The sequence below is a fragment of the Cetobacterium somerae genome, assembly GCF_022430525.1.
In the GTDB taxonomy this organism is placed as follows: Bacteria; Fusobacteriota; Fusobacteriia; order Fusobacteriales; family Fusobacteriaceae; genus Cetobacterium_A.
In genome coordinates this window covers 1768650-1790038 of sequence record NZ_CP092519.1, presented here as the reverse complement: position 1 = coordinate 1790038, position 21389 = coordinate 1768650, and the positions used below count along the sequence as shown (strand labels likewise).

The following is a 21389-nucleotide window of genomic DNA, read 5'->3' as shown; positions in this document are numbered from 1 at the left end:
TTTTTATTTTTTGTAAAATTGTGCTATAATTTAATAGATAAAATTAAATTGTAGAGAGGTGTTATATGAAAAATATATTAGTTACTGGTGGCGCGGGTTATATAGGAAGTCACGCAGTGGTAGAATTATTAGATTCAGGGTATAATGTTATTGTTTTAGACAATTTAGAAAATGGATATATAGAATTAGTTGATAAGAGAGCAAAGTTTTATCAAGGAGATATAAGAGATATAAATTCCTTTGAAAATATTTTTGAAGAAAATAAAATAGATGCGGTAATGAATTTTGCAGGTTATATAAAAGTTGGTGAAAGTGTTTTTGAACCAAATAAATATTATCTTAATAATACTTATGGAGTTATGAATGTAGTTGAAGTTATGAGAAAATATAATGTAAAAAATATAATTTTTTCATCAACTGCTGCAGTTTATGGTGAAGTTAAATGCGATGGGCTAGTATATGAAGATTATCCAACGGCTCCAATAAACCCATATGGAGCTAGTAAATTAATGGCTGAAAGAGTTATAATAGATGCAGCAAAAGCTTATGGAATAAATTATTCTATATTTAGATATTTTAATGTTGGAGGAGCTCATGAAAAATATCATATAGGACAAAAAGGTGATGGTGTAACAGCTTTAATTCCAATAATTTTACAGGCAGCAAAAGGAGAAAGAGAAAAATTAAGTATTTATGGAGATGATTATCCAACAAAAGATGGGACTGGTATAAGAGATTATATTCATGTAGTTGACTTAGTAAGAGCACATATTGCTGCTTTACCAGCATTAGATAAAAATATCAGTGGAATTTATAACTTAGGAAATGGGAATGGATTTTCAGTTTTAGAGATGCTGAATGCAGCTAAAAAGGTTACAAATGTTGATATAAAATCAGAGGTAGTTGAAAAAAGAGAAGGGGATCCAGCATCAGTAGTAGCAGCTAGCGAAAAAGCAAGAGATGTATTAGGATGGAAGCCTGAGTATACAGATGTTGAAAAAATAATTGAAACAGCTTGGAATTGGTATAGAAGTCTTTAGAAAACAGAGGTGAATCATGGAATTTTTTAAAAGAATTTTTGCAAAAAAAAAGGATCAAGAAGTTGTAAAAATAGAAGAAAATAATGAAAAAAAAATACAGTGTAATAGCGAAAATTGTGGATGTAAAAGCTGTGAACATAAAGAAGAGAAAAGTGGAGATTATTTAAAGAATATTTGCATACAAATAGAGACAATTCCATGTGAACCTAATCCCTATTTTGTAGTAAATGATGAAAGTGCAAAGTTTTTTGAAGAGTTTGAAATAAGAATGACTACAATATACAGAATGTATAGTATAAATAGCATTTTTTTAAAAGAATATCAAAAAGTTTCTAGAGAATCTTTAACTTCTACAAGAGATAATGAAAAAGAATTTTCTAAATATAGTAAGTGTTACTTTATAAATAATAACGCTTTTAAAGAGATACATCATATGAGTAACCTGTTAAATATTTTTATGATATTTGAAGTTTTATTGAAAAATATAACTAAGGATATTGCGTATGATAAGCACTTAGATTTAGAGGAGATTCAAAATAAAAATATGTCTTATTTAAATAGTTATATTTTATTTTTAGAAGAAGCAATGAAAAATAGATTTTCTTTAGATGAAAATGAGAGAAATTTTATTGGAATTGTTAGAAAAATTAGAAATGATTATTTGCATGATTATATGACAGAGATACCTGAATCAATAGAAAAAGAAATAGTTAAAATATTTAATTTAAGAACAGGAAAAAGAATAACTGTAGATGAATATTTTATTGAAAATACTTGTAAAATTTTTGGTGAAATAGCAAAAAGATTGGAAAGTTCATATTGGGAGTATAAAAATAAATTTCTTGAAAAATAAGGAGTGATTATGTTAGCTATAATTAGGGGTGCGGGAGATTTAGCAACAGGGGTTATTCATCGTTTGTATAAGTGTGGATTTAAAATGTTGGTTTTGGAGATAGATAAGCCTAGTTCTATTCGGAGAACAGTATCTTTTTCAGAATGTATATATAATTTAAATGGAGAACAGATTGTTGAAGGTGTAAAAGCTAGAAAAATCGAAACACTTGAAGAAATTAAAAAGTGTTGGCTAAATAAAGAGATACCTATAGCAATAGATTCATCTGGAAAATGGATAGAAGAATTAAAACCTAATATTGTAGTAGATGCTATTATAGCGAAAAAAAATTTAGGAACAACAATAACGATGGCACCAATAACAATAGGATTAGGACCTGGATTTATAGCAGGAAAAGATGTAGGAATTGTTATAGAGACAATGAGAGGTCATAATTTGGGAAGAATTATAAAGGTTGGTGAAGCTGAAAAAAATACAGGAAATCCTGGAGATATAGGTGGCTTTACGACTGAGAGAGTTATTTATGCTGAAGTGTCTGGAAAATTTAAATCTTTAAAAAAAATTGGTGATATTGTAAAAAAAGATGAAATAATAGGAACTATTGATAACGAAGTAGTTAGCGCTAGCATAGATGGTTTATTAAGAGGAATAATTAGAGATGATTATGATGTAAAAAAGGGGTTAAAGATTGCTGATATAGATCCAAGATTAAATCAATATAGTAATTGTTTTACAATATCTGATAAAGCTAGAGCTTTAGGTGGCTCTGTTGTTGAAGCTATTTTTAGTGAAATTGTAGAGAAAGGGGAGAAAGATGGATTTAAATATTTTGGAGAAAATTTTTGAAATTGTTAAATCAGGAAAAAGAGTAGCTCTAGTTACATTAACTAAATCTAGTGGATCAACACCTAGAAAAGAAGGAACTTTAATGGGTGTATGGGAAGAAAATTTTATAGGAACTATTGGTGGTGGATTGGTAGAGCATAGAGTTATTAATCAAGCTAGAAAATGCTTAGAAGAAAATGAAAATCAAAATTTCAACTATGATTTAACAAAAGAGGCTGAGTTAGGTATGAGTTGTGGTGGCAGTGTTGAAGGATACATAAAAGTTATAAATCCTAAAAATCGTATTGTTATTATAGGAGCAGGACATATAGGACAAAAGTTATATGAAATATTAGATGGTTCTGATTTTGAGAGAGTTATTTTTGATGACAGAGAAGAGTATAAAAGTTATACGACAGATATAAAAATAGGAGACTATGACAAACTTATAGAAGAACTAGCTGAGAATGAAAACTCTTATTATGTAATTGTTACTAAAGGACATGTAACAGATGAGAAAGCGTTAAGAAGTATTTTGAAGAAACAAAGTAGATATATTGGAATGGTTGGAAGTAGAAAAAAAGTTATAGAGATAAAAAAAGGGATATTAGAAAGTGGAATAGTTATACCTGAAGAAAAACTATACTCTCCAATAGGATTAAAAATATCTGATGGAAGTCCATATGAAATTGCTATAGAGATTATGGCAGAGATATTAAAAGTTAAAAATAATGGAGAGTTGAGTCATAGGAGGCTTACAAAAGATGTTAACACATTTTAATGAAGATGGAAAAGCAGTAATGGTAGATGTAACAGAAAAAAAAGAAACTAAAAGAGTTGCTATAACAAGTGGAAAAATTACTATGAATTTGGAAACTTATAATAAAGTAAAAGAAGGTACTATTGAAAAGGGAGATGTTCTGGGAGTGGCTAGAGTTGCAGGTATTATGGCAGCTAAAAAAACTAGTGATTTAATTCCTATGTGTCATCCATTATTCTTAACAGGTGTAGAGGTTGAATTTGATTTTTTAGATGAAGATTTAACTATCCAAGCTAGAGTAATTGTTAAAACTTTTGGGAAAACAGGAGTAGAGATGGAAGCCTTGACAGGTGTATCTACAGCACTTCTAACAATTTATGATATGTGTAAAGCTATGGATAAAACAATGTTAATTAGCGATATAAAGTTATGTAAAAAAACTGGGGGGAAATCAGGAGAATTTATAAATGAATGATTTTTTAAATATAACTGCGTATCTAAGTATCTTATTAATATTAGGAATAATTATAAAAAGTAAGGTAAGGGTATTTCAAGAACTATTTATACCAGCTTCTGTAATAGGTGGGGTAATTGGATTAATTATGGGGCCGGATTTTTTTGGAAAGTATTATGAGGTAATACCTAAAAACTGGATTAATGATATGAGAGCTATACCAGGAGTTTTGATTATACCTATTTTAGTATCGATTCCTTTAGGAATGGAGTTAGGAAGAAAAAATAAAGTCTTTCAAAACACTATAAATACATGTGGAATATTGTTTTTAGTAACATTTATACAACTATTTATAGGATATTTCATTAACTTTATTTTTGATAAAGTATTTAACATTAAATTATACAAAAGTTTTGGAGCTGAGTTAAACTCTGCATTTGCAGGTGGACATGGAACTGCTGGAGTAGTTGCTAGAACTTTAAAGGAACTAGAAAGCAACTATTGGGAATTAGCTCAAGGAGTAACAGTAACACTAGCAACAATTGGATTAGTTACAGGAATTATTTTTGGTATATTTCAAATAAGAAGAAAATTTGGGAATATTTTAAAAAATGAAGTGTTATCAGAGTATAAAAATGGATATATAAAAAATAGAGAGAAACAAGCAATCTTAGGAAAAGAAACTATGTTAACAACAACAGTTGATACCCTAGCTTATCACTTAGCTATTATTTTTTCTGTTTCTGGTTTAGCTATAATAACATTAAATATATTTAAAAAATTTCAAATTCCATTATTATCAAAATTAACGATTTGGTCATTTGGTATGGTAGTTATGTTTTTTGTATGGAAAACAATGATTAAACTGAAGTTAGAGTGGAGTGTAGACTCTAAAGTAAAGGGGAAAATAACAGGAACACTAACAGAATTTGCAATAGTTGCAGCAGTAGCAACAATTCCTTTAAGAGGAGTTATAAGTTATATATTTCCAATTGTAGTTACTAGTTTAGTTGGATTTTCAATTACTTGGATAGTAATAGATCAACTTTCTAAAAAATATTTTAAAGATTATCATTTAGAAAGAACTTTAGCAATGTTTGGAACATCAACAGGAGTATTTATAACAGGTTTACTATTATTAAGAATATGTGATCCTAAATTAGAAACACCAGTTTTACAGGATTATTCATTAGGATTTTCAATAACAGCATTATTAGGACCAATTTTAATAGCTGTATGCATTCAGTTAAGCTTTACATATAACTATTTTTATCCAATGGGGCTTTTAATAGTTTTAATTAGTTTAACAATTTTGAGTCTAGAATATTATAATAAAGGAGTGGAAAGATAAATCCACTCTTTTTTTAAAGTTATGGTATAATTAAAGGGATAAATATATAAAAAGGAGAATGATGATGGCTTTACTAAGTGTAAATAGTTTATATAAAGGCTTTTCAGGAGAGTCTTTACTAAAAGATATTACATTTTCAATAGATGAAAAGGATAGAATTGGAATAATAGGTGTTAATGGAGCAGGAAAATCAACGTTAATAAAAATGATGATGGAATTAGAAGAGGGAGATCCTAATCCAGAAACAAATGAAAGAGGAACAATTTCTAAAAAAGGTGGATTAAAAATAGGATACCTTTCTCAAAGTATAAATCTAAACAAAGAAAATACAATTTTTGATGAGCTAATAGGTGTGTTTTCTAATTTGAAATCGGACTATGAAAGAATAAAAGAGTTAAATAATTTGGTTGCAAATGATTTAGAAAATTTTGATAAACATATGGAAGAGTTAGCTGTTTTAAGTAGTAGGTATGAGCAAGAAGAAGGATATGCAATTGAATATAAAGTAAAACAAATATTAATAGGTTTAAGTATTCCAGAAGAGATGTGGAAAGTACAAATAAAAGATCTTTCAGGAGGGCAACAGTCGAGAGTAGCTCTAGGAAAAATCTTATTAGAAGAACCAGAGTTATTAATATTAGATGAACCAACTAACCATTTAGATTTAGTGGCAATTGAGTGGCTAGAGAAATTTTTAAAAGACTATCCAAAAGCTTTTGTAGTTATATCACATGATAGATATTTTTTAGATAATATTGTTAATAGAGTTTTTGAAATAGAAGGAAAAACATTAAAAGCTTATAAAGGTAATTTTTCTGAATATGTTATTCAAAAAGAGGCTTATTTATCAGGAGCAGTAAAATCTTTTGAAAAAGAGCAGGATAAAATTAGAAAAATGGAGGAGTTTGTAAGACGTTATAAAGCTGGACAGAAATCAAAACAAGCTAGAGGAAGACAAAAACTTTTAGATAGAATGGAAAAAAGCGATAATCCAATTATAGGAGTAAGAAAAATTAAACTTAAATTTGAAGTTGAAACTCCAAGTGTGGATAAAGTTTTAGAATTAAAAAATTTAAGTATGAGTTATGGAGAAAAAAAACTTTTTAATAACTTGAATTTAACAGTTTTTAGAGGAAATAGAATTGGAATAATTGGAAAAAATGGAGTTGGAAAATCAACTATTTTAAGAATAGTTAATGGACTAGAAAAAGCTAAAAGTGGTGATGTGGAATTAGGAGAAAGAATAAAAATAGGTTATTATGATCAAAATCATCAAGGATTAAAAATGGAGAATACGATACTAGAAGAGTTATTATATGCTTTTCCAATGAGTGATGAAGAGGCAAGAACTATAGCTGGGGGATTTCTTTTTTCAGCAGACGATGTAGATAAAAAAATAAAATCTTTATCTGGAGGAGAAAAAGCTAGAGTAGCTTTTATGAAACTGATTTTATCGAAACCTAATTTTTTAATATTAGATGAACCAACGAATCACTTAGATATTTATTCTAGGGAAATATTAGAAGAAGCTTTGGAAGATTATGACGGGACAATTATTGTTGTATCTCACGATAGATATTTTTTAGAAAGTGTTGTTAATAATATATATGAGGTTACTAAAGATGGAGCAACTTTATTCAAAGGGGATTATGAAATGTATATTTCGCAAAAGGATAATGTGAAACCAAAAGATGAGACAGCAGGCTTAAATTATGAGGAACAAAAAAGAAATAGAAATAGAATAACAACCTTAGAAAAAAAATATAAAAAACTAGAAGAAGAAATAGAAAGATTAGAAAGTGAAAAAAGTGATTTAGAAAAGAAATATGAAATTGCTGGAAAAAGTAACAATTTGGATGAATTAATGGACATTCAAAAAGAGATAGATTTAAGAGATGAAAGAATTCTAGATGCTATGGAAAGCTGGGATGAAACAGCTCTAGAGCTAGAAGAATTAAAAAAATAGTTGTAAAAAAATAAAATTGTGGTAAAATTATCTTTGACTTTTTGCAATAAAGCGATTATAATACTAAAGTTAAATATTATTTAAAAATAATAAATAAAAAAATTCAGAGGAAGGAGGGTAAAATGCCTACTTTAAGTCAATTAGTAAAAAAAGGAAGACAAACTCTAGAAGAGAGTAAAAAATCACCAGCATTACAAGGAAACCCACAAAGAAGAGGAGTGTGTGTAAGAGTTTATACTACTACACCTAAGAAACCAAACTCAGCTTTAAGAAAGGTTGCCAGAGTAAAATTAACTAACGGAATCGAAGTAACTTCGTACATCCCAGGAGAGGGACACAACTTACAGGAGCACTCAATCGTTCTAGTAAGAGGAGGAAGAACAAAAGATTTACCAGGAGTTAGATATAAAGTTATCAGAGGAGCTTTAGATACAGCTGGAGTTGCTAAGAGAAAACAATCAAGATCTAAATACGGAGCTAAGAAAGCGTAATAATTATTAAGGAGGTGGACAGTAAATGTCAAGAAGAAGAGCAGCAGTAAAAAGAGATGTATTACCTGATTCAAGATATTCTGATAAAGTTGTAACTAAAGTTATCAACTCTTTCATGTTAGATGGAAAAAAGTCAATCATTGAAGGAATATTCTATTCTGCAATGGATTTAATAAAAGAAAAAACTGGTCAAGAGGGGTACGATGTATTTAAGCAAGCATTAGATAACATTAAGCCACAGATCGAAGTAAGATCAAGAAGAATCGGAGGAGCTACTTATCAAGTTCCAGTAGAAGTAAGACCTGAGAGACAACAAACTCTTGCTATCAGATGGTTAACTACTTATACAAGACAAAGAAAAGAGTATGGAATGATCGAAAAGTTAGCAGCAGAATTAATAGCAGCAGCAAACAATGAGGGAGCTACTATTAAGAAGAAAGAAGATACTTACAAAATGGCAGAAGCTAACAGAGCTTTCGCACACTACAAGTTCTAATTTCAGTCGTAATTTAAAATTTAGGAGGATAACAAAATGGCTAGAAGCGTTTCTTTAGAAATGACTAGAAACATTGGTATCATGGCTCACATCGACGCAGGAAAGACTACTACAACAGAGAGAATCTTATTCTATACTGGAGTAGCTCATAAAATTGGAGAGGTTCACGAAGGTGCCGCTACAATGGACTGGATGGAGCAAGAGCAAGAGAGAGGTATCACAATTACTTCTGCTGCTACAACATGTTTCTGGAAAAATCACAGAGTAAATATAATAGACACACCAGGACACGTGGACTTTACAGTTGAGGTTGAAAGATCTCTAAGAGTACTTGACGGTGCAGTTGCTGTATTCTCAGCAGTTGACGGAGTACAACCACAGTCTGAAACAGTTTGGAGACAAGCTGACAAATATGGTGTACCTAGAATAGCTTTCTTTAATAAAATGGACAGAATCGGAGCTAACTTCGAAATGTGTGTTAACGATATTAGAGAAAAATTAGGATCTAATCCAGTACCTATTCAATTACCAATCGGTGCTGAGGATGACTTCGAAGGAGTTATCGACTTATTAGCAATGAAAGAGATTGTATGGCCAAAAGATTCTGACAATGGACAGAATTTTGAAGTTAAAGATATCAGAGCTGAATTAGCAGATGCTGCTGAAGAAGCTAGAAACTTCATGATCGAATCAGTAGTAGAAACTTCTGATGAGTTAATGGAGAAATTCTTCGGAGGAGAAGAAATCTCTGAAGCTGAAATCAACGTTGCTTTAAGAGCTGCAACATTAGCAAACACAATAGTACCAGTTACTTGTGGAACTGCATTCAAAAACAAAGGAGTTCAAGCTTTACTAGATGCTATCATCGCGTACATGCCAGCTCCAACAGATAAAGGAATAATCAAAGGAACAGACGTTAAGAACGAAGAGTTAGAAATAACTAGAGAGATTTCAGATAACTCTCCATTTGCTGCTTTAGCATTTAAAGTTATGACTGACCCATTTGTTGGAAGATTAACATTCTTCAGAGTTTACTCGGGAGTTCTAACAAAAGGATCTTACGTTTTAAACTCAACAAAAGGTAAAAAAGAGAGAATGGGAAGAATTCTTCAAATGCACGCAAACAAAAGAGAAGAAATCGAAGTTGTTTACTGTGGAGATATCGCAGCAGCAGTTGGATTAAAAGATACAACTACTGGAGATACTCTATGTGCTGAAGATGCTCCAATCGTTCTAGAGAAAATGGAGTTCCCTGAGCCAGTAATCTCAGTTGCAGTTGAGCCTAAGACAAAAGTTGACCAAGAGAAAATGGGTCTAGCTTTATCAAAGCTTGCTGAAGAGGATCCTACATTCAGAGTTAAAACTGATGAGGAAACTGGACAAGTAATCATCTCAGGAATGGGAGAATTACACTTAGAGATCATCGTTGATAGAATGAAGAGAGAATTCAAAGTTGAGTCAACAGTTGGTAAACCACAAGTTGCTTACAGAGAAACTATAACTCTTAAACAAGATCAAGAAGTTAAGTATGCTAAGCAATCTGGAGGAAAAGGACAATTCGGACACGTTAAGATTACTCTTGAGCCAAACCCAGGTAAAGAGTTCGAATTTGTTAACAAAATAACAGGAGGAGCAATTCCTAGAGAATATATTCCTGCTGTTGAAAAAGGATGTAGAGAAGCTCTTGAAGGCGGAGTTGTAGCTGGATACCCTATGGTTGACTTAAAAGTTACACTTTATGATGGATCATACCACGAGGTTGACTCGTCAGAGATGGCGTTCAAAATTGCTGGATCTATGGCACTTAAGCAAGCTGCTCAAAAAGCAAAACCAATCATCCTTGAGCCAATCTTCAAAGTAGAAGTAACTACTCCAGAAGAGTACATGGGAGATATCATAGGAGATATCAACTCAAGAAGAGGAATGATCGGAGGAATGACTGATAGAAACGGAGCGAAGATAATCAACGCTAAAGTACCTTTATCAGAAATGTTCGGATACGCAACTGACTTAAGATCTAAATCTCAAGGAAGAGCAACTTACTCTATGGAATTTGAAGAGTATGCACAAGTTCCTGCGTCAGTTCAAAAAGCTATCCAAGAAGAGAGAGGAAGATAATAATTTATCTTTTTTAAAACTTCAACTTGAAAAAAGTTTAATAATGTTGTGACTCTTAGTTGAGTCACAACAAAAATTATAAAATACAAAGAAAAATAGGAGGAAATTTCAAATGGCTAAAGAAAAATTTGAAAGAAGCAAACCGCACGTTAACATTGGAACAATCGGACACGTTGACCACGGAAAAACAACAACAACAGCAGCAATATCAAAAGTATTATCAGATATGGGACTAGCTAAGAAAGTAGATTTCGCTAACATCGACGCTGCACCAGAAGAGAGAGAAAGAGGAATCACAATCAATACAGCTCACATCGAGTACGAAACAGTAGAGAGACACTACGCGCACGTTGACTGTCCAGGTCACGCGGATTACGTAAAGAACATGATCACTGGAGCAGCACAAATGGACGGAGCTATCTTAGTTGTATCAGCAGCAGATGGTCCAATGCCACAAACAAGAGAGCACATCCTATTATCAAGACAGGTTGGAGTTCCATACATCGTAGTATACTTAAACAAAGCTGACATGGTAGACGACGAAGAGTTATTAGAGTTAGTTGAAATGGAAGTAAGAGAGTTATTAACAGAGTACGGATTCCCAGGAGACGATTTACCAGTAATAATGGGATCATCTTTAGGAGCAATGAACGGAGAAGAGAAATGGGTTAACCAAATCAAAGCTCTAATGGACGCTGTAGATTCTTACATTCCAACACCTGCAAGAGCAGTAGACCAACCATTCCTAATGCCAATTGAGGATGTATTCACAATTACAGGAAGAGGAACAGTTGTAACTGGAAGAGTAGAAAGAGGAATTGTAAAAGTTGGAGAAGAGATTGAAATAGTAGGAATCAAAGATACTACAAAATCAACTTGTACAGGAGTAGAGATGTTCAGAAAGCTGTTAGATCAAGGTCAAGCAGGAGATAACATCGGAGCATTATTAAGAGGAATCAAGAAAGAGGATGTTGAAAGAGGACAAGTATTATGTAAGCCAGGATCAATATTACCACATACAGGATTCAAATCAGAGGTATACGTATTAACTAAGGAAGAGGGAGGAAGACATACTCCATTCTTCTCAGGATACAGACCACAGTTCTACTTCAGAACTACAGATATAACTGGAGCAATCAACTTACCTGAGGGAGTAGAAATGGTAATGCCAGGAGACAACATTGAGATGACAGTAGAGTTAATTCACCCAATCGCAATGGAGCCAGGATTAAGATTCGCAATCAGAGAGGGAGGAAGAACAGTAGCTTCTGGAGTTGTTGCAGAAATTACTAAGTAATCTTACTTAATATATAGTGAAATTTAGTTCATATAGGAGGGGACTTCGTCCCCTTTTATATTCTTAAAAAAGCTAGATAAAAAAACTTTTAAATAAAAACAAAAAACATTTGCTTTTTGTAAAAAATGTGATATAATTACCAGAGTGTACAAAAGAATTATTTAATTCTTTTAATCGAAACTTTTAAGGAGGTGCGAAAAGTAAAATGGCTTCTAACAAGTTAAGAATTTACTTAAAAGCTTATGATCACACTTTATTAGATCAATCAGCTAAAAAAATAGTAGAAGTAGCAAAGAAATCTGGAGCAGAAATTGCAGGACCTATGCCACTACCTACAAAGATTAAAAAATATACTGTACTAAGATCAGTACACGTAAACAAAGACTCGAGAGAGCAATTCGAGATGAGAGTGCACAGAAGAATGGTAGAGATTAAAAACTCTAACCCTAAGACAATTGCTTCTTTAACAGCAGTTAACTTACCAGCTGGTGTTGGAATCGAAATAAAGCAAGCATAATTGTTTGAAAGAAAAGATTCTGAGAAAAAAGCAGACGGCTGATTTTCGGGTAATTTGATGCTAATTGAAGAATTAAATTATCCTTACAGAATAATACAAGTTGGCGTTTTTTTTTAAAGAAAAAGTGGTGGAACCACGAGGGCAAGTTGTCAACCAATATATTATTTGATGGAGGTAAAACACATGTCAGGAATTTTAGCAAAAAAAATTGGAATGACTCAAATTTTCGAAGATGGAAAATTTATTCCAGTTACAGTTGTTGAAGCTGGACCTAACTATGTTCTTCAAAAGAAGACTGTAGAGAATGATGGTTACTCAGCTTTACAATTAGGATTTGACGAGAAAAAAGAAAAAAATACTACAAAGCCATTAATGGGAATTTTTAACAAAGCTGGTGTAAAGCCGTTAAGATTTGTTAAAGAGTTAAAAGTTGATTCAGTAGAAGGAATCGAACTTGGACAAGAGATTAAAGTAGATGCTTTAGCAGAGGTTGCTTTCGTAGACATTACAGGAACTTCAAAAGGTAAAGGAACATCAGGAGTTATGAAGAGACATAACTTCAGTGGAAACAGAGCTTCACACGGTGTTTCTAGAAACCACAGACTTGGAGGATCTATAGGAATGTCGTCTTGGCCTGGAAAAGTTCTTAAGAACAAGAAAATGGCTGGACAATACGGAAATGCAACTGTAACAGTTCAAAACTTAAAAATTGTTAAAGTTGACGCAGAAAACAACTTACTACTAATTAAAGGTGCAGTACCTGGTCCAAAGAACGGATATATCGTTGTAAAGCCAGCTGTAAAGAAATAATTAGTTAGTAGATGAGGAAGGAGGAAAATAATGGCAGTTTTAAACATATATGACTTAGCAGGAAACCAAACTGGTACTGTAGAAGTTAAAGATTCTGTATTTGGAATCGAGCCTAATCAAGCAGTATTACATGAAGTATTAACTGCAGAGTTAGCAGCTGCTAGACAAGGAACTGCAGCTACTAAAACTAGAGCTATGGTTAAAGGTGGAGGAAGAAAGCCTTTTAAACAAAAAGGAACTGGTAGAGCTAGACAAGGTTCTATAAGAGCTCCACACATGGTAGGTGGAGGAGTAACATTCGGACCACAACCAAGATCATATGAGAAAAAAGTAAACAAAAAAGTAAGAAATCTTGCTTTAAGATCAGCACTTTCTGCGAAAGTTGCTGCTGGAGAAATCTTAGTTCTTGATGGAACTATCGAAGCTCCAAAAACAAAAACAATAATCGCTTTAACAAATGCTTTAACAGCAAACACAAAGCAATTATTCGTTGTAAATGACCTTGCTACAGAAGCTGATTACAACTTATACTTATCAGCTAGAAACTTAGAGAACGCAGTAGTTCTTCAACCAAATGAGATTGGAGTTTACTGGTTATTAAAGCAAGAGAAAGTTATCGTAACTAAGGAAGCGTTAACGACAATCGAGGAGGTGCTTGCATAATGACTGCTTACGATATCGTAAAGAAGCCTGTAATCACTGAAAAAACTGAAATTTTAAGAAGAGATTACAACAAGTACACATTTGAGGTAAGTCCTAAAGCAAATAAAGTTGAGATTAGAAAAGCTATCGAAACTATATTTAACGTAAAAGTTGAATCTGTAGCTACAATCAACGTAAAGCCAGTTACTAAGAGACATGGAATGAAACTTTACAAGACTCAAGCTAAGAAAAAAGCTATTGTTAAATTAGCTGCTGGAAACACAATAACTTACTTCGCAGAAGTATAATTGAAAGATAATTAGAGGTTTAGTTCTTTATATATAAAAGGATAAAGCTAAAGATAATTATAGGTCAGGAAATTTTGGAGGTTAACAAAATGGCAATTAGAAAGTTAAATGCTATAACTAATGGTACTAGACATATGTCTAGATTAGTTAACGAAGATTTAGATAAAGTTAGACCTGAAAAGTCTTTAACTACTCCATTAAAATCTGCTTATGGTAGAGATAACTATGGACACAGAACTTGTAGAAATAGAGACAAGGGACACAAAAGACTTTACAGAATCATCGACTTTAAAAGAAATAAATTAGATGTACCTGCAAAGGTAGTATCACTAGAGTACGATCCAAATAGAACTGCAAACATTGCATTACTATCGTACGCAGACGGAGAGAAGAGATATATTCTTGCTCCAAAGGGACTTAAGAAAGGTGATATCGTAATGGCTGGTTCAAATGCTGAAATAAAGCCAGGAAATGCTCTTAAATTAAAAGAGATGCCTGTTGGATCACAGATACACAACGTTGAGTTACAAAGAGGAAAGGGTGGACAATTAGTTAGATCTGCAGGAACTGCAGCAAGACTAGTTGCAAAAGAAGGAACTTACTGTCACGTACAGTTACCATCAGGTGAGTTAAGATTAATTCACGGAGAATGTATGGCAACTATCGGTGAAGTAGGAAACTCTGAGCACAGCCTAGTATCACTAGGTAAAGCTGGAAGAAACAGACACAAAGGAAGAAGACCTCACGTAAGAGGATCTGTAATGAACCCTTGTGATCACCCACACGGTGGAGGAGAAGGTAAAGCTCCAGTTGGAAGAAAATCTCCTATGACTCCTTGGGGTAAACCAGCTCATGGTGTTAAGACAAGAGGAAGAAAAACTTCAGACAAGTTTATCGTAAGAAGAAGAAACGAAAAGTAATTTTCGAGAGGAGGCTAATAGGTAATGGCTAGATCATTAAAAAAAGGACCTTTTTGTGACCACCACTTAATGAAAAAAGTTGAGGAAGCAGTAGCTACTGAGAATATAAAAGCGGTAATAAAGACTTGGTCTAGAAGATCAACAATATTCCCTAACTTTATAGGATTAACATTTGGTGTTTACAATGGTAAAAAGCACATACCAGTTCATGTAACTGAGCAAATGGTTGGACATAAACTAGGTGAGTTCGCACCAACTAGAACATACTATGGTCACGGTGTAGACAAAAAGAAAAAGAAAAAATAATCGATTTTAAATTAATAAATTGATAGTAGGAAAAGGAGGTTGGACTAGTGGAAGCTAGAGCAATAACTAGATTCGTAAGATTATCTCCAAGAAAAGCTAGACTTGTAGCAGACTTAGTGAGAGGAAAATCAGCATTAGAAGCTTTAGATACGTTAGAGTTTACTAACAAAAAAGCAGCTAGATTTATAAAGAAAACACTAGCATCAGCAATTGCTAATGCAACTAACAACTTCAACATGGATGAGGAGAAGTTAGTAGTATCAACTATAATGATAAACGACGGACCAGCGCTTAAGAGAATAATGCCAAGAGCGATGGGAAGAGCAGATATAATAAGAAAACCAACAGCACACATTGTTGTGGCAGTGTCTGAAAAGTAGTAAGGAGGTAAGACTGTGGGACAAAAAGTAGACCCTAGAGGACTGAGACTTGGAATAACAAGAACTTGGGATTCTATCTGGTATGCAGATAAAAAAGAATACGCAAAGTTCTTCCATGAAGATACAAAGATCAGAGAAATGATCAAAAAGAACTACTTCCACGCGGGAATTTCGAAGGTAAAAATCGAGAGAACTTCTCCGTCACACGTTGTAGTTTTAATACACACAGCTAAAGCTGGAATAATCATCGGAAGAAAAGGTTCTGAAATAGAATCATTAAGAGCTAAACTTGAAGCAATGACTGGAAGAAAAGTTACAGTTAAAGTTCAAGAGGTTAAAGAATTTAATAAAGATGCAACTTTAGTTGCAGAAAATATAGCTACATCTATCGAGAAGAGAGTAGCTTACAAAAGAGCAGTAAGCCAAGCTGTTATGAGAGCAATGAAAGCAGGAGCAAAAGGAATCAAAGTTATGGTTTCTGGAAGATTAAATGGTGCTGAGATCGCAAGATCTGAGTGGGTAGTAGAAGGAAAAGTACCTCTACACACATTAAGAGCAGATATCGACTATGCAACAGCTACATCTCATACAACATATGGAGCTCTTGGAATCAAGGTTTGGATCTTCCACGGTGAAGTACTTCCAACTAAGAAGGAAGGAGGGGAAGCGTAATCATGTTAATGCCTAAAAGAACGAAACATAGAAAAATGTTTAGAGGAAGAATGAAGGGTACAGCTCAAAGAGGTAACACTGTTGCTTTCGGAGATTACGGATTACAAGCCCTTGAGCCAGCATGGATAACAAACAGACAGATTGAATCTTGTAGAGTTGGAATCAACAGAACATTCAAAAGAGAAGGTAAGACTTTCATTAGAATATTCCCTGATAAGCCAATTACTGCTAGACCAGCTGGAGTAAGAATGGGTAAAGGTAAAGGAAACGTAGAAGGTTGGGTAGCAGTAGTTAAACCTGGAAGAATAATGTTCGAGGTATCTGGTGTTACTGAAGAGAAAGCAATAGCAGCTTTAAGAAAAGCTTCTATGAAACTTCCTATCAGATGTAAGATTGTAAAAAGAGAGAATGGTGGTGAGAACTAATGAGAGCTAAGGAAATAAGAGAAATATCTACTGAAGACTTAGTAGTAAAGTGTAAAGAGCTTAAGGAAGAACTTTTCAACCTAAAGTTTCAACTTTCATTAGGACAAGTAACTAACACTGCTAAGATTAGAGAAGTAAGAAGAGAGATCGCAAGAATAAACACTATATTAAACGAAAGATAATTAAATCTTAAAGTTAGGATATAGATTCTTAAGAAGAGGAGGTCAAAATCTTGAGAAACGAGAGAAAAGTAAGAGAAGGAATCGTTGTTTCTGATAAGATGGACAAGACGATAGTTGTTGCTATCGAAACAATGACATTACACCCAATCTACAAAAAGAGAGTTAAGAAGACTATGAAGTTCAAAGCACATGACGAGAACAACGTAGCTCAAACTGGAGATAAAGTAAAAATCATGGAAACTAGACCATTATCTAGAGATAAGAGATGGAGACTAGTTGATATTATAGAGAAAGCTAGATAATAATCCAAATTATTGTTGAGAGGAGGATAATTTAATGGTACAACAACAAACTATCCTTAATGTTGCTGATAACTCGGGAGCTAAAAAACTTATGGTTATAAGAGTTCTTGGAGGATCTAGAAGAAGATTCGGAAGAATCGGTGACATTGTTGTGGCATCAGTTAAGGAAGCAATACCTGGTGGAAACGTTAAAAAAGGAGACGTAGTAAAAGCAGTTATTGTTAGAACAAGAAAAGAATTAAGAAGAGAAGATGGATCATATATTAAATTTGATGATAACGCAGCTGTTATCTTAAATAACAATAATGAACCAAAAGCAACAAGAATCTTCGGACCAGTTGCAAGAGAATTAAGAGCTAAAGACTTCATGAAGATAGTTTCACTAGCTCCAGAAGTAATATAATTGAGAGAGGAGGCTAATTGTCGTGGCTAAACCTAAGATTAAATTTGTACCAGAGTCATTACATGTAAAAACTGGAGATACAGTTTACGTAATATCTGGAAAAGATAAAGGAAAAACAGGTAAGGTTTTAAAAGTATTCCCTAAAAAAGGAAAGATCGTTGTTGAGAACATCAATATGATCACAAAACATATGAAACCTTCACAAATAAACCCACAAGGTGGAGTTGTAACTAAACCAGCTCCAATGTTCTCTTCAAAAGTAATGTTATTTGATGAGAAAGCTGGTAAACCAACTAGAGTTGGATACAAGTTTGTGGACGGTAAAAAAGTAAGATACTCTAAAGTATCTGGAGAAACTTTATAAGAGAGGAGGAGAACGTAAGTGTCTAAATACGTTTCTAGATATCATAAGTTATATAACGAAACAATAGTTGCTAACTTAATAAAAGAGTTAGGATTATCTAACGTTATGGAATGTCCAAAATTAGACAGAATCGTTGTTAACATGGGAGTAGGAGAGGCAACTCAAAACTCTAAGTTAATCGATGCTGCAATGGCTGATTTAGCAATAATCACAGGACAAAAGCCAGTTGTAAGAAAAGCAAAAAAATCAGAAGCTGGATTTAAGTTAAGAGAAGGAATGCCAATCGGTGCAAAAGTTACTTTAAGAAAAGAGAGAATGTACGATTTTCTAGATAGATTAGTAAATGTAGTTCTTCCAAGAGTAAGAGACTTCGAAGGAGTTCCAGCGGATTCATTCGACGGAAGAGGAAACTACTCTTTAGGATTAAGAGATCAATTAGTTTTCCCTGAGATCGAATTTGATAAAGTTGACAAGCTTTTAGGAATGTCTATCACTATAGTATCTTCAGCTAAAACAGATGAAGAAGGAAGAGCTTTACTTAAGGCATTCGGAATGCCTTTTAAAAAGTAAATAGTGAGGAGGTTAATAATAAATGGCTAAAAAGTCAATGATCGCTAGAGAAGTTAAAAGAACAACTTTATGCGACAAATATGCTGAAAAAAGAGCTGAGCTGAAGAAGAGAATCAACGAGGGAGATATGGAAGCTATGTTTGAGCTAAACAAATTACCTAAGAACTCTTCAGAAGTTAGAAAGAAAAATAGATGTCAATTAGATGGAAGACCAAGAGGATTCATGAGAGAATTCGGAATTTCGAGAGTTAAGTTCAGACAATTAGCAGGTGCTGGACTTATTCCAGGTGTGAAGAAGTCATCTTGGTAATTGATGAAAGGAGGATTTAATAGATGTTTTTAACAGATCCAATTGCAGATATGTTAACAAGAGTTAGAAATGCAAATGCTGTAATGCATGAGAAAACAGATGTTCCTCACTCTAACGTAAAAGAGAGAATCGCTGAGATTTTAAAAGAAGAGGGATATATTTCTAACTACAAAATTGTAACAGATGGAAATAAAAAGAATATAAGAGTATACTTAAAGTATGACGGAAAAGAAAGAGTAATCAAAGGAATCAAGAGAATATCTAAGCCAGGAAGAAGAGTTTATTCTTCTGTAGAGGATATGCCAAGAGTATTATCAGGTTTAGGAATCGCTATTGTTTCAACTTCTAAAGGAATCGTAACAGATAGAACTGCTAGAAGAGAGAACATGGGTGGAGAAATTCTTGCATTCGTTTGGTAATAACTAGGAGGTAGCCATATGTCAAGAGTAGGTAAAAAGATCATAGTGGTACCTGCTGGGGTAGAAGTTACATTAGCTGCAGGAAACGTAGTTACTGTAAAAGGACCTAAAGGTACTTTAACTAAAAAATTTAACGAAGAGTTAACAATAAATGTAGAAAACAATGAGATCACAGTTGCAAGACCAAACGATCTACCAGCTGTAAGAGCTATACACGGAACTACAAGAGCACTTTTAAACAACATGGTTGTTGGAGTATCTGAAGGTTTCAAGAAAACTCTTACACTTGTTGGAGTTGGATACAGAGCTACTGAGAAAAATGCTGGATTAGAGATGGCTTTAGGTTATTCTCACCCAGTTGTAATCAATGCTGTTGAAGGAATCAAAATGACAGTTGAGAAAAATACAACTATCCACATTGAAGGAATAGAGAAAGATGTAGTAGGACAAGTTGCTGCTGACATCAGATCTAAGAGAGCTCCAGAGCCTTACAAAGGAAAAGGAGTTAAGTATTCTGACGAAGTAATCAGAAGAAAAGAAGGTAAGAAATCATAATACTAACTAAAAAAGGTTAGTGTGCTGAGAATAAGGAGGTTAAAAAGTTGTTTAAGAGAGTTAATAGAGACGCTATTAGAAGAAGAAAGCACTTATCTATCAGAAGCAAGATTTCTGGTACAGCTGAGAGACCAAGACTTTCTATATATAGATCAAACAACAACATTTTTGCTCAATTAGTTGATGACGTAAATGGAGTAACTTTAGTTTCTGCATCTACTATCGATAAAGAGATCAAAGGAAATGTAAAGCACGGTGGAAACATCGAGTCTGCTAAGCTTGTTGGAAAAGCAATCGCTGAAAGAGCTGTAGCAAAAGAAATATCTGTTATAGTATTTGACAGATCTGGATATAAATACACAGGAAGAGTAGCTGCCCTTGCAGAGGCTGCAAGAGAAGCAGGACTTAAATTCTAATTCTTGTAGAGAGGAGGACTTCACTTGTCTAAGTTAGTTAAAGAAGAAAAACAATTTCAAGAGAAATTATTGAAGATTTCTAGAGTTTCTAAGACAACTAAAGGAGGAAGAACTATATCTTTCTCTGTTTTAGCTGCTGTAGGAGACGCTGAAGGAAACGTAGGAATAGGACTAGGAAAAGCGAATGGTGTACCTGATGCAATCAGAAAAGCAATCGCTTCTGCTAAGAAAAACATGGTAAAGGTTTCATTAAAAGGAACTACTATTCCTCACGAAATCGTTGGTAAATGGGGAGCAACATCTATATGGATGGCACCAGCTTATGAAGGTACTGGAGTTATCGCAGGATCATCTTGTAGAGAGATTCTTGAGTTAGCAGGAGTACATAACATCCTTACAAAAATTAAAGGATCAAGAAATAAGTTCAACGTTGCAAGAGCTACAATTGAAGGATTAGCAGCATTAAGAACTGCTGAAGAAGTTGCAGCTTTAAGAGGAAAAGAAGTAAAGGAAATCTTAAGCTAGGAGGTAAAAAAAGATGGCAAAGCTTAGAATAGAGCTTGTAAAAAGCATAATCGGAAGAAAGCCTAACCATATAGCAACTGCAAAGTCGCTAGGGCTTAAGAAGATGAATGATGTTAGAGAGCACAATGTAACTCCAGAATTAATGGGAAAAATTGCTCAAATATCTTACCTAATAAAAGTAGAGGAGGTGCAATAATCAATGAAATTAAATGAATTAAAGCCTTCTGTACCAAGAAAAGCTAGAAAAAGAATCGGAAGAGGAGAGTCTTCTGGATTAGGAAAGACTGCTGGAAAAGGAAGCAATGGACAAAACTCTAGAGCTGGAGGAGGGGTAAAACCTTACTTCGAGGGTGGACAAATGCCTTTATACAGAAGAACTCCAAAGAGAGGATTCTCTAACGCAATATTCAGAAAAGATTATGCAATAATAAACTTATGTGATTTAAATAGATTCGAAGAGGGAACAGAAGTAACTCCAGAGTTATTAGTAGCTGCTGGTGTTATCAAGAAAACTCTTGCTGGAATCAAAGTTTTAGGAAACGGAGAGCTAGAGAAGAAAGTATCTGTAAAAGCTCACAAAGTTTCTGCTTCTGCGAAAGCAGCTATCGAAGCAAAAGGTGGATCTGTAGAGATTCTTGAAGTTAAAACTTTTGCTGATGTAGCAAAAAATAACAAGTAATTAAAAGACTAGTTATTTCAATGTGAGGTGAAG

At 33.4% G+C, this 21389-nt stretch carries 32 protein-coding genes; all 32 read left to right on the top strand.

The features are described 5' to 3' along the window. Positions 1-65: 65 nt before the first annotated feature. The 32 genes from galE to rplO all read left to right on the top strand — a co-directional run bounded on the left by galE (position 66) and on the right by rplO (position 21356). Complete coding sequence (galE, locus tag MKD34_RS08430) at positions 66-1040, top strand: UDP-glucose 4-epimerase GalE (protein WP_240219033.1); 975 nt, start codon at positions 66-68, stop codon at positions 1038-1040. Between the two features lie 16 nt (positions 1041-1056). Then, positions 1057-1893 (top strand): hypothetical protein, encoded by an 837-nt coding sequence (locus MKD34_RS08425; protein WP_240219032.1) that lies wholly within the window; start codon positions 1057-1059, stop codon positions 1891-1893. A gap of 9 nt (positions 1894-1902) precedes the next feature. After that, positions 1903-2739: a selenium-dependent molybdenum cofactor biosynthesis protein YqeB gene (yqeB, locus tag MKD34_RS08420; protein WP_240219031.1), complete on the top strand. Its 837-nt coding sequence runs from the start codon at positions 1903-1905 to the stop codon at positions 2737-2739. Beyond that, on the top strand, positions 2708-3499 hold the full coding sequence (locus MKD34_RS08415; protein WP_240219030.1) for an XdhC family protein: 792 nt from the start codon (positions 2708-2710) through the stop codon (positions 3497-3499). Before yqeB ends, MKD34_RS08415 begins: the two co-directional genes overlap by 32 nt. Beyond that, positions 3483-3953: a cyclic pyranopterin monophosphate synthase MoaC gene (gene moaC / locus MKD34_RS08410; RefSeq protein WP_023051092.1), complete on the top strand. Its 471-nt coding sequence runs from the start codon at positions 3483-3485 to the stop codon at positions 3951-3953. Before MKD34_RS08415 ends, moaC begins: the two co-directional genes overlap by 17 nt. Continuing rightward, complete coding sequence (locus MKD34_RS08405; protein WP_240219029.1) at positions 3946-5283, top strand: sodium/glutamate symporter family protein; 1338 nt, start codon at positions 3946-3948, stop codon at positions 5281-5283. Before moaC ends, MKD34_RS08405 begins: the two co-directional genes overlap by 8 nt. Before the next feature lie 64 nt (positions 5284-5347). After that, complete coding sequence (locus tag MKD34_RS08400) at positions 5348-7249, top strand: ABC-F family ATP-binding cassette domain-containing protein (protein WP_240219028.1); 1902 nt, start codon at positions 5348-5350, stop codon at positions 7247-7249. A gap of 122 nt (positions 7250-7371) precedes the next feature. Beyond that, positions 7372-7740, top strand: a complete 369-nt coding sequence (gene rpsL / locus MKD34_RS08395; protein WP_023051095.1) for a 30S ribosomal protein S12 — start codon at positions 7372-7374, stop codon at positions 7738-7740. Positions 7741-7765: 25 nt separating this feature from the next. Next, positions 7766-8236, top strand: a complete 471-nt coding sequence (gene rpsG / locus MKD34_RS08390) for a 30S ribosomal protein S7 (RefSeq protein ID WP_023051096.1) — start codon at positions 7766-7768, stop codon at positions 8234-8236. Positions 8237-8272: 36 nt separating this feature from the next. Next, positions 8273-10354 carry an elongation factor G gene (fusA, locus tag MKD34_RS08385; RefSeq protein ID WP_023051097.1) on the top strand — a complete coding sequence of 694 codons (2082 nt, stop codon included), beginning with the start codon at positions 8273-8275 and terminating at the stop codon, positions 10352-10354. Positions 10355-10466: 112 nt separating this feature from the next. Further along, entirely contained in the window at positions 10467-11651 is a 1185-nt protein-coding gene (gene tuf, locus MKD34_RS08380) for an elongation factor Tu (RefSeq protein WP_040406695.1), read from the top strand. A 205-nt stretch (positions 11652-11856) separates the two neighbouring features. Next, on the top strand, positions 11857-12168 hold the full coding sequence (rpsJ, locus tag MKD34_RS08375; protein WP_023050803.1) for a 30S ribosomal protein S10: 312 nt from the start codon (positions 11857-11859) through the stop codon (positions 12166-12168). A gap of 183 nt (positions 12169-12351) precedes the next feature. Beyond that, positions 12352-12978 (top strand): 50S ribosomal protein L3, encoded by a 627-nt coding sequence (gene rplC / locus MKD34_RS08370; protein WP_040407289.1) that lies wholly within the window; start codon positions 12352-12354, stop codon positions 12976-12978. A gap of 30 nt (positions 12979-13008) precedes the next feature. Then, positions 13009-13641: a 50S ribosomal protein L4 gene (gene rplD, locus MKD34_RS08365; protein WP_023050805.1), complete on the top strand. Its 633-nt coding sequence runs from the start codon at positions 13009-13011 to the stop codon at positions 13639-13641. Further along, the gene (gene rplW / locus MKD34_RS08360) at positions 13641-13928 is read left to right on the top strand and encodes a 50S ribosomal protein L23 (RefSeq protein WP_023050806.1); all 288 of its coding nucleotides are present in this window, start codon (positions 13641-13643) and stop codon (positions 13926-13928) included. The genes rplD and rplW overlap by 1 nt, the downstream gene beginning before the upstream one ends. An 89-nt stretch (positions 13929-14017) precedes the next feature. After that, complete coding sequence (gene rplB, locus MKD34_RS08355; protein ID WP_023050807.1) at positions 14018-14848, top strand: 50S ribosomal protein L2; 831 nt, start codon at positions 14018-14020, stop codon at positions 14846-14848. Positions 14849-14872: 24 nt separating this feature from the next. Further along, positions 14873-15154: a 30S ribosomal protein S19 gene (gene rpsS / locus MKD34_RS08350; RefSeq protein WP_023050808.1), complete on the top strand. Its 282-nt coding sequence runs from the start codon at positions 14873-14875 to the stop codon at positions 15152-15154. A 47-nt stretch (positions 15155-15201) separates the two neighbouring features. Beyond that, complete coding sequence (gene rplV, locus MKD34_RS08345) at positions 15202-15534, top strand: 50S ribosomal protein L22 (protein ID WP_023050809.1); 333 nt, start codon at positions 15202-15204, stop codon at positions 15532-15534. Between the two features lie 15 nt (positions 15535-15549). Continuing rightward, on the top strand, positions 15550-16206 hold the full coding sequence (gene rpsC / locus MKD34_RS08340; protein WP_023050810.1) for a 30S ribosomal protein S3: 657 nt from the start codon (positions 15550-15552) through the stop codon (positions 16204-16206). A gap of 2 nt (positions 16207-16208) precedes the next feature. After that, a complete protein-coding gene (rplP, locus tag MKD34_RS08335) occupies positions 16209-16631 on the top strand; it encodes a 50S ribosomal protein L16 (RefSeq protein WP_023050811.1) in 423 nt (140 codons plus the stop codon). Then, complete coding sequence (gene rpmC, locus MKD34_RS08330; RefSeq protein ID WP_023050812.1) at positions 16631-16813, top strand: 50S ribosomal protein L29; 183 nt, start codon at positions 16631-16633, stop codon at positions 16811-16813. The genes rplP and rpmC overlap by 1 nt, the downstream gene beginning before the upstream one ends. A 50-nt stretch (positions 16814-16863) precedes the next feature. Continuing rightward, the gene (gene rpsQ, locus MKD34_RS08325; RefSeq protein WP_240219027.1) at positions 16864-17115 is read left to right on the top strand and encodes a 30S ribosomal protein S17; all 252 of its coding nucleotides are present in this window, start codon (positions 16864-16866) and stop codon (positions 17113-17115) included. Between the two features lie 34 nt (positions 17116-17149). Then, complete coding sequence (gene rplN / locus MKD34_RS08320) at positions 17150-17518, top strand: 50S ribosomal protein L14 (RefSeq protein WP_023050814.1); 369 nt, start codon at positions 17150-17152, stop codon at positions 17516-17518. A 22-nt stretch (positions 17519-17540) separates the two neighbouring features. Continuing rightward, positions 17541-17882 (top strand): 50S ribosomal protein L24, encoded by a 342-nt coding sequence (gene rplX, locus MKD34_RS08315; protein ID WP_023050815.1) that lies wholly within the window; start codon positions 17541-17543, stop codon positions 17880-17882. A gap of 18 nt (positions 17883-17900) precedes the next feature. Then, positions 17901-18452 (top strand): 50S ribosomal protein L5, encoded by a 552-nt coding sequence (rplE, locus tag MKD34_RS08310; protein ID WP_023050816.1) that lies wholly within the window; start codon positions 17901-17903, stop codon positions 18450-18452. A 22-nt stretch (positions 18453-18474) separates the two neighbouring features. Next, positions 18475-18762 carry a 30S ribosomal protein S14 gene (gene rpsN / locus MKD34_RS08305; protein WP_023050817.1) on the top strand — a complete coding sequence of 96 codons (288 nt, stop codon included), beginning with the start codon at positions 18475-18477 and terminating at the stop codon, positions 18760-18762. A 23-nt stretch (positions 18763-18785) separates the two neighbouring features. After that, entirely contained in the window at positions 18786-19181 is a 396-nt protein-coding gene (rpsH, locus tag MKD34_RS08300; protein WP_023050818.1) for a 30S ribosomal protein S8, read from the top strand. Between the two features lie 18 nt (positions 19182-19199). Then, complete coding sequence (gene rplF / locus MKD34_RS08295; RefSeq protein ID WP_023050819.1) at positions 19200-19736, top strand: 50S ribosomal protein L6; 537 nt, start codon at positions 19200-19202, stop codon at positions 19734-19736. 47 nt (positions 19737-19783) lie between these two features. After that, positions 19784-20152 (top strand): 50S ribosomal protein L18, encoded by a 369-nt coding sequence (gene rplR, locus MKD34_RS08290; protein WP_023050820.1) that lies wholly within the window; start codon positions 19784-19786, stop codon positions 20150-20152. Between the two features lie 24 nt (positions 20153-20176). Beyond that, a complete protein-coding gene (gene rpsE, locus MKD34_RS08285) occupies positions 20177-20677 on the top strand; it encodes a 30S ribosomal protein S5 (protein WP_023050821.1) in 501 nt (166 codons plus the stop codon). Between the two features lie 13 nt (positions 20678-20690). After that, positions 20691-20873, top strand: coding sequence for a 50S ribosomal protein L30 (gene rpmD / locus MKD34_RS08280; RefSeq protein WP_023050822.1), 183 nt, complete (start codon positions 20691-20693; stop codon positions 20871-20873). A gap of 3 nt (positions 20874-20876) precedes the next feature. After that, the gene (rplO, locus tag MKD34_RS08275; protein WP_023050823.1) at positions 20877-21356 is read left to right on the top strand and encodes a 50S ribosomal protein L15; all 480 of its coding nucleotides are present in this window, start codon (positions 20877-20879) and stop codon (positions 21354-21356) included. Positions 21357-21389: the final 33 nt, after the last annotated feature.

What these genes read in the sequence shown, in the direction of transcription:
- rpmC (WP_023050812.1), top strand. Translation starts at nt 16,631, where the DNA reads ATGAGAGCTAAGGAAATAAGAGAAATATCTACTGAAGACTTAGTAGTA.
- moaC (WP_023051092.1), top strand. Translation starts at nt 3,483, where the DNA reads ATGTTAACACATTTTAATGAAGATGGAAAAGCAGTAATGGTAGATGTA.
- yqeB (WP_240219031.1), top strand. Translation starts at nt 1,903, where the DNA reads ATGTTAGCTATAATTAGGGGTGCGGGAGATTTAGCAACAGGGGTTATT.
- rplF (WP_023050819.1), top strand. Translation starts at nt 19,200, where the DNA reads ATGTCAAGAGTAGGTAAAAAGATCATAGTGGTACCTGCTGGGGTAGAA.
- MKD34_RS08405 (WP_240219029.1), top strand. Translation starts at nt 3,946, where the DNA reads ATGAATGATTTTTTAAATATAACTGCGTATCTAAGTATCTTATTAATA.
- rplB (WP_023050807.1), top strand. Translation starts at nt 14,018, where the DNA reads ATGGCAATTAGAAAGTTAAATGCTATAACTAATGGTACTAGACATATG.
- fusA (WP_023051097.1), top strand. Translation starts at nt 8,273, where the DNA reads ATGGCTAGAAGCGTTTCTTTAGAAATGACTAGAAACATTGGTATCATG.
- tuf (WP_040406695.1), top strand. Translation starts at nt 10,467, where the DNA reads ATGGCTAAAGAAAAATTTGAAAGAAGCAAACCGCACGTTAACATTGGA.
- rpsJ (WP_023050803.1), top strand. Translation starts at nt 11,857, where the DNA reads ATGGCTTCTAACAAGTTAAGAATTTACTTAAAAGCTTATGATCACACT.
- MKD34_RS08415 (WP_240219030.1), top strand. Translation starts at nt 2,708, where the DNA reads ATGGATTTAAATATTTTGGAGAAAATTTTTGAAATTGTTAAATCAGGA.
- rplC (WP_040407289.1), top strand. Translation starts at nt 12,352, where the DNA reads ATGTCAGGAATTTTAGCAAAAAAAATTGGAATGACTCAAATTTTCGAA.
- rpmD (WP_023050822.1), top strand. Translation starts at nt 20,691, where the DNA reads ATGGCAAAGCTTAGAATAGAGCTTGTAAAAAGCATAATCGGAAGAAAG.
- rplO (WP_023050823.1), top strand. Translation starts at nt 20,877, where the DNA reads ATGAAATTAAATGAATTAAAGCCTTCTGTACCAAGAAAAGCTAGAAAA.
- rplP (WP_023050811.1), top strand. Translation starts at nt 16,209, where the DNA reads ATGTTAATGCCTAAAAGAACGAAACATAGAAAAATGTTTAGAGGAAGA.
- rpsH (WP_023050818.1), top strand. Translation starts at nt 18,786, where the DNA reads ATGTTTTTAACAGATCCAATTGCAGATATGTTAACAAGAGTTAGAAAT.
- rpsL (WP_023051095.1), top strand. Translation starts at nt 7,372, where the DNA reads ATGCCTACTTTAAGTCAATTAGTAAAAAAAGGAAGACAAACTCTAGAA.
- rpsG (WP_023051096.1), top strand. Translation starts at nt 7,766, where the DNA reads ATGTCAAGAAGAAGAGCAGCAGTAAAAAGAGATGTATTACCTGATTCA.
- rpsN (WP_023050817.1), top strand. Translation starts at nt 18,475, where the DNA reads ATGGCTAAAAAGTCAATGATCGCTAGAGAAGTTAAAAGAACAACTTTA.
- galE (WP_240219033.1), top strand. Translation starts at nt 66, where the DNA reads ATGAAAAATATATTAGTTACTGGTGGCGCGGGTTATATAGGAAGTCAC.
- MKD34_RS08425 (WP_240219032.1), top strand. Translation starts at nt 1,057, where the DNA reads ATGGAATTTTTTAAAAGAATTTTTGCAAAAAAAAAGGATCAAGAAGTT.
- rplN (WP_023050814.1), top strand. Translation starts at nt 17,150, where the DNA reads ATGGTACAACAACAAACTATCCTTAATGTTGCTGATAACTCGGGAGCT.
- rplD (WP_023050805.1), top strand. Translation starts at nt 13,009, where the DNA reads ATGGCAGTTTTAAACATATATGACTTAGCAGGAAACCAAACTGGTACT.
- MKD34_RS08400 (WP_240219028.1), top strand. Translation starts at nt 5,348, where the DNA reads ATGGCTTTACTAAGTGTAAATAGTTTATATAAAGGCTTTTCAGGAGAG.
- rplW (WP_023050806.1), top strand. Translation starts at nt 13,641, where the DNA reads ATGACTGCTTACGATATCGTAAAGAAGCCTGTAATCACTGAAAAAACT.
- rpsS (WP_023050808.1), top strand. Translation starts at nt 14,873, where the DNA reads ATGGCTAGATCATTAAAAAAAGGACCTTTTTGTGACCACCACTTAATG.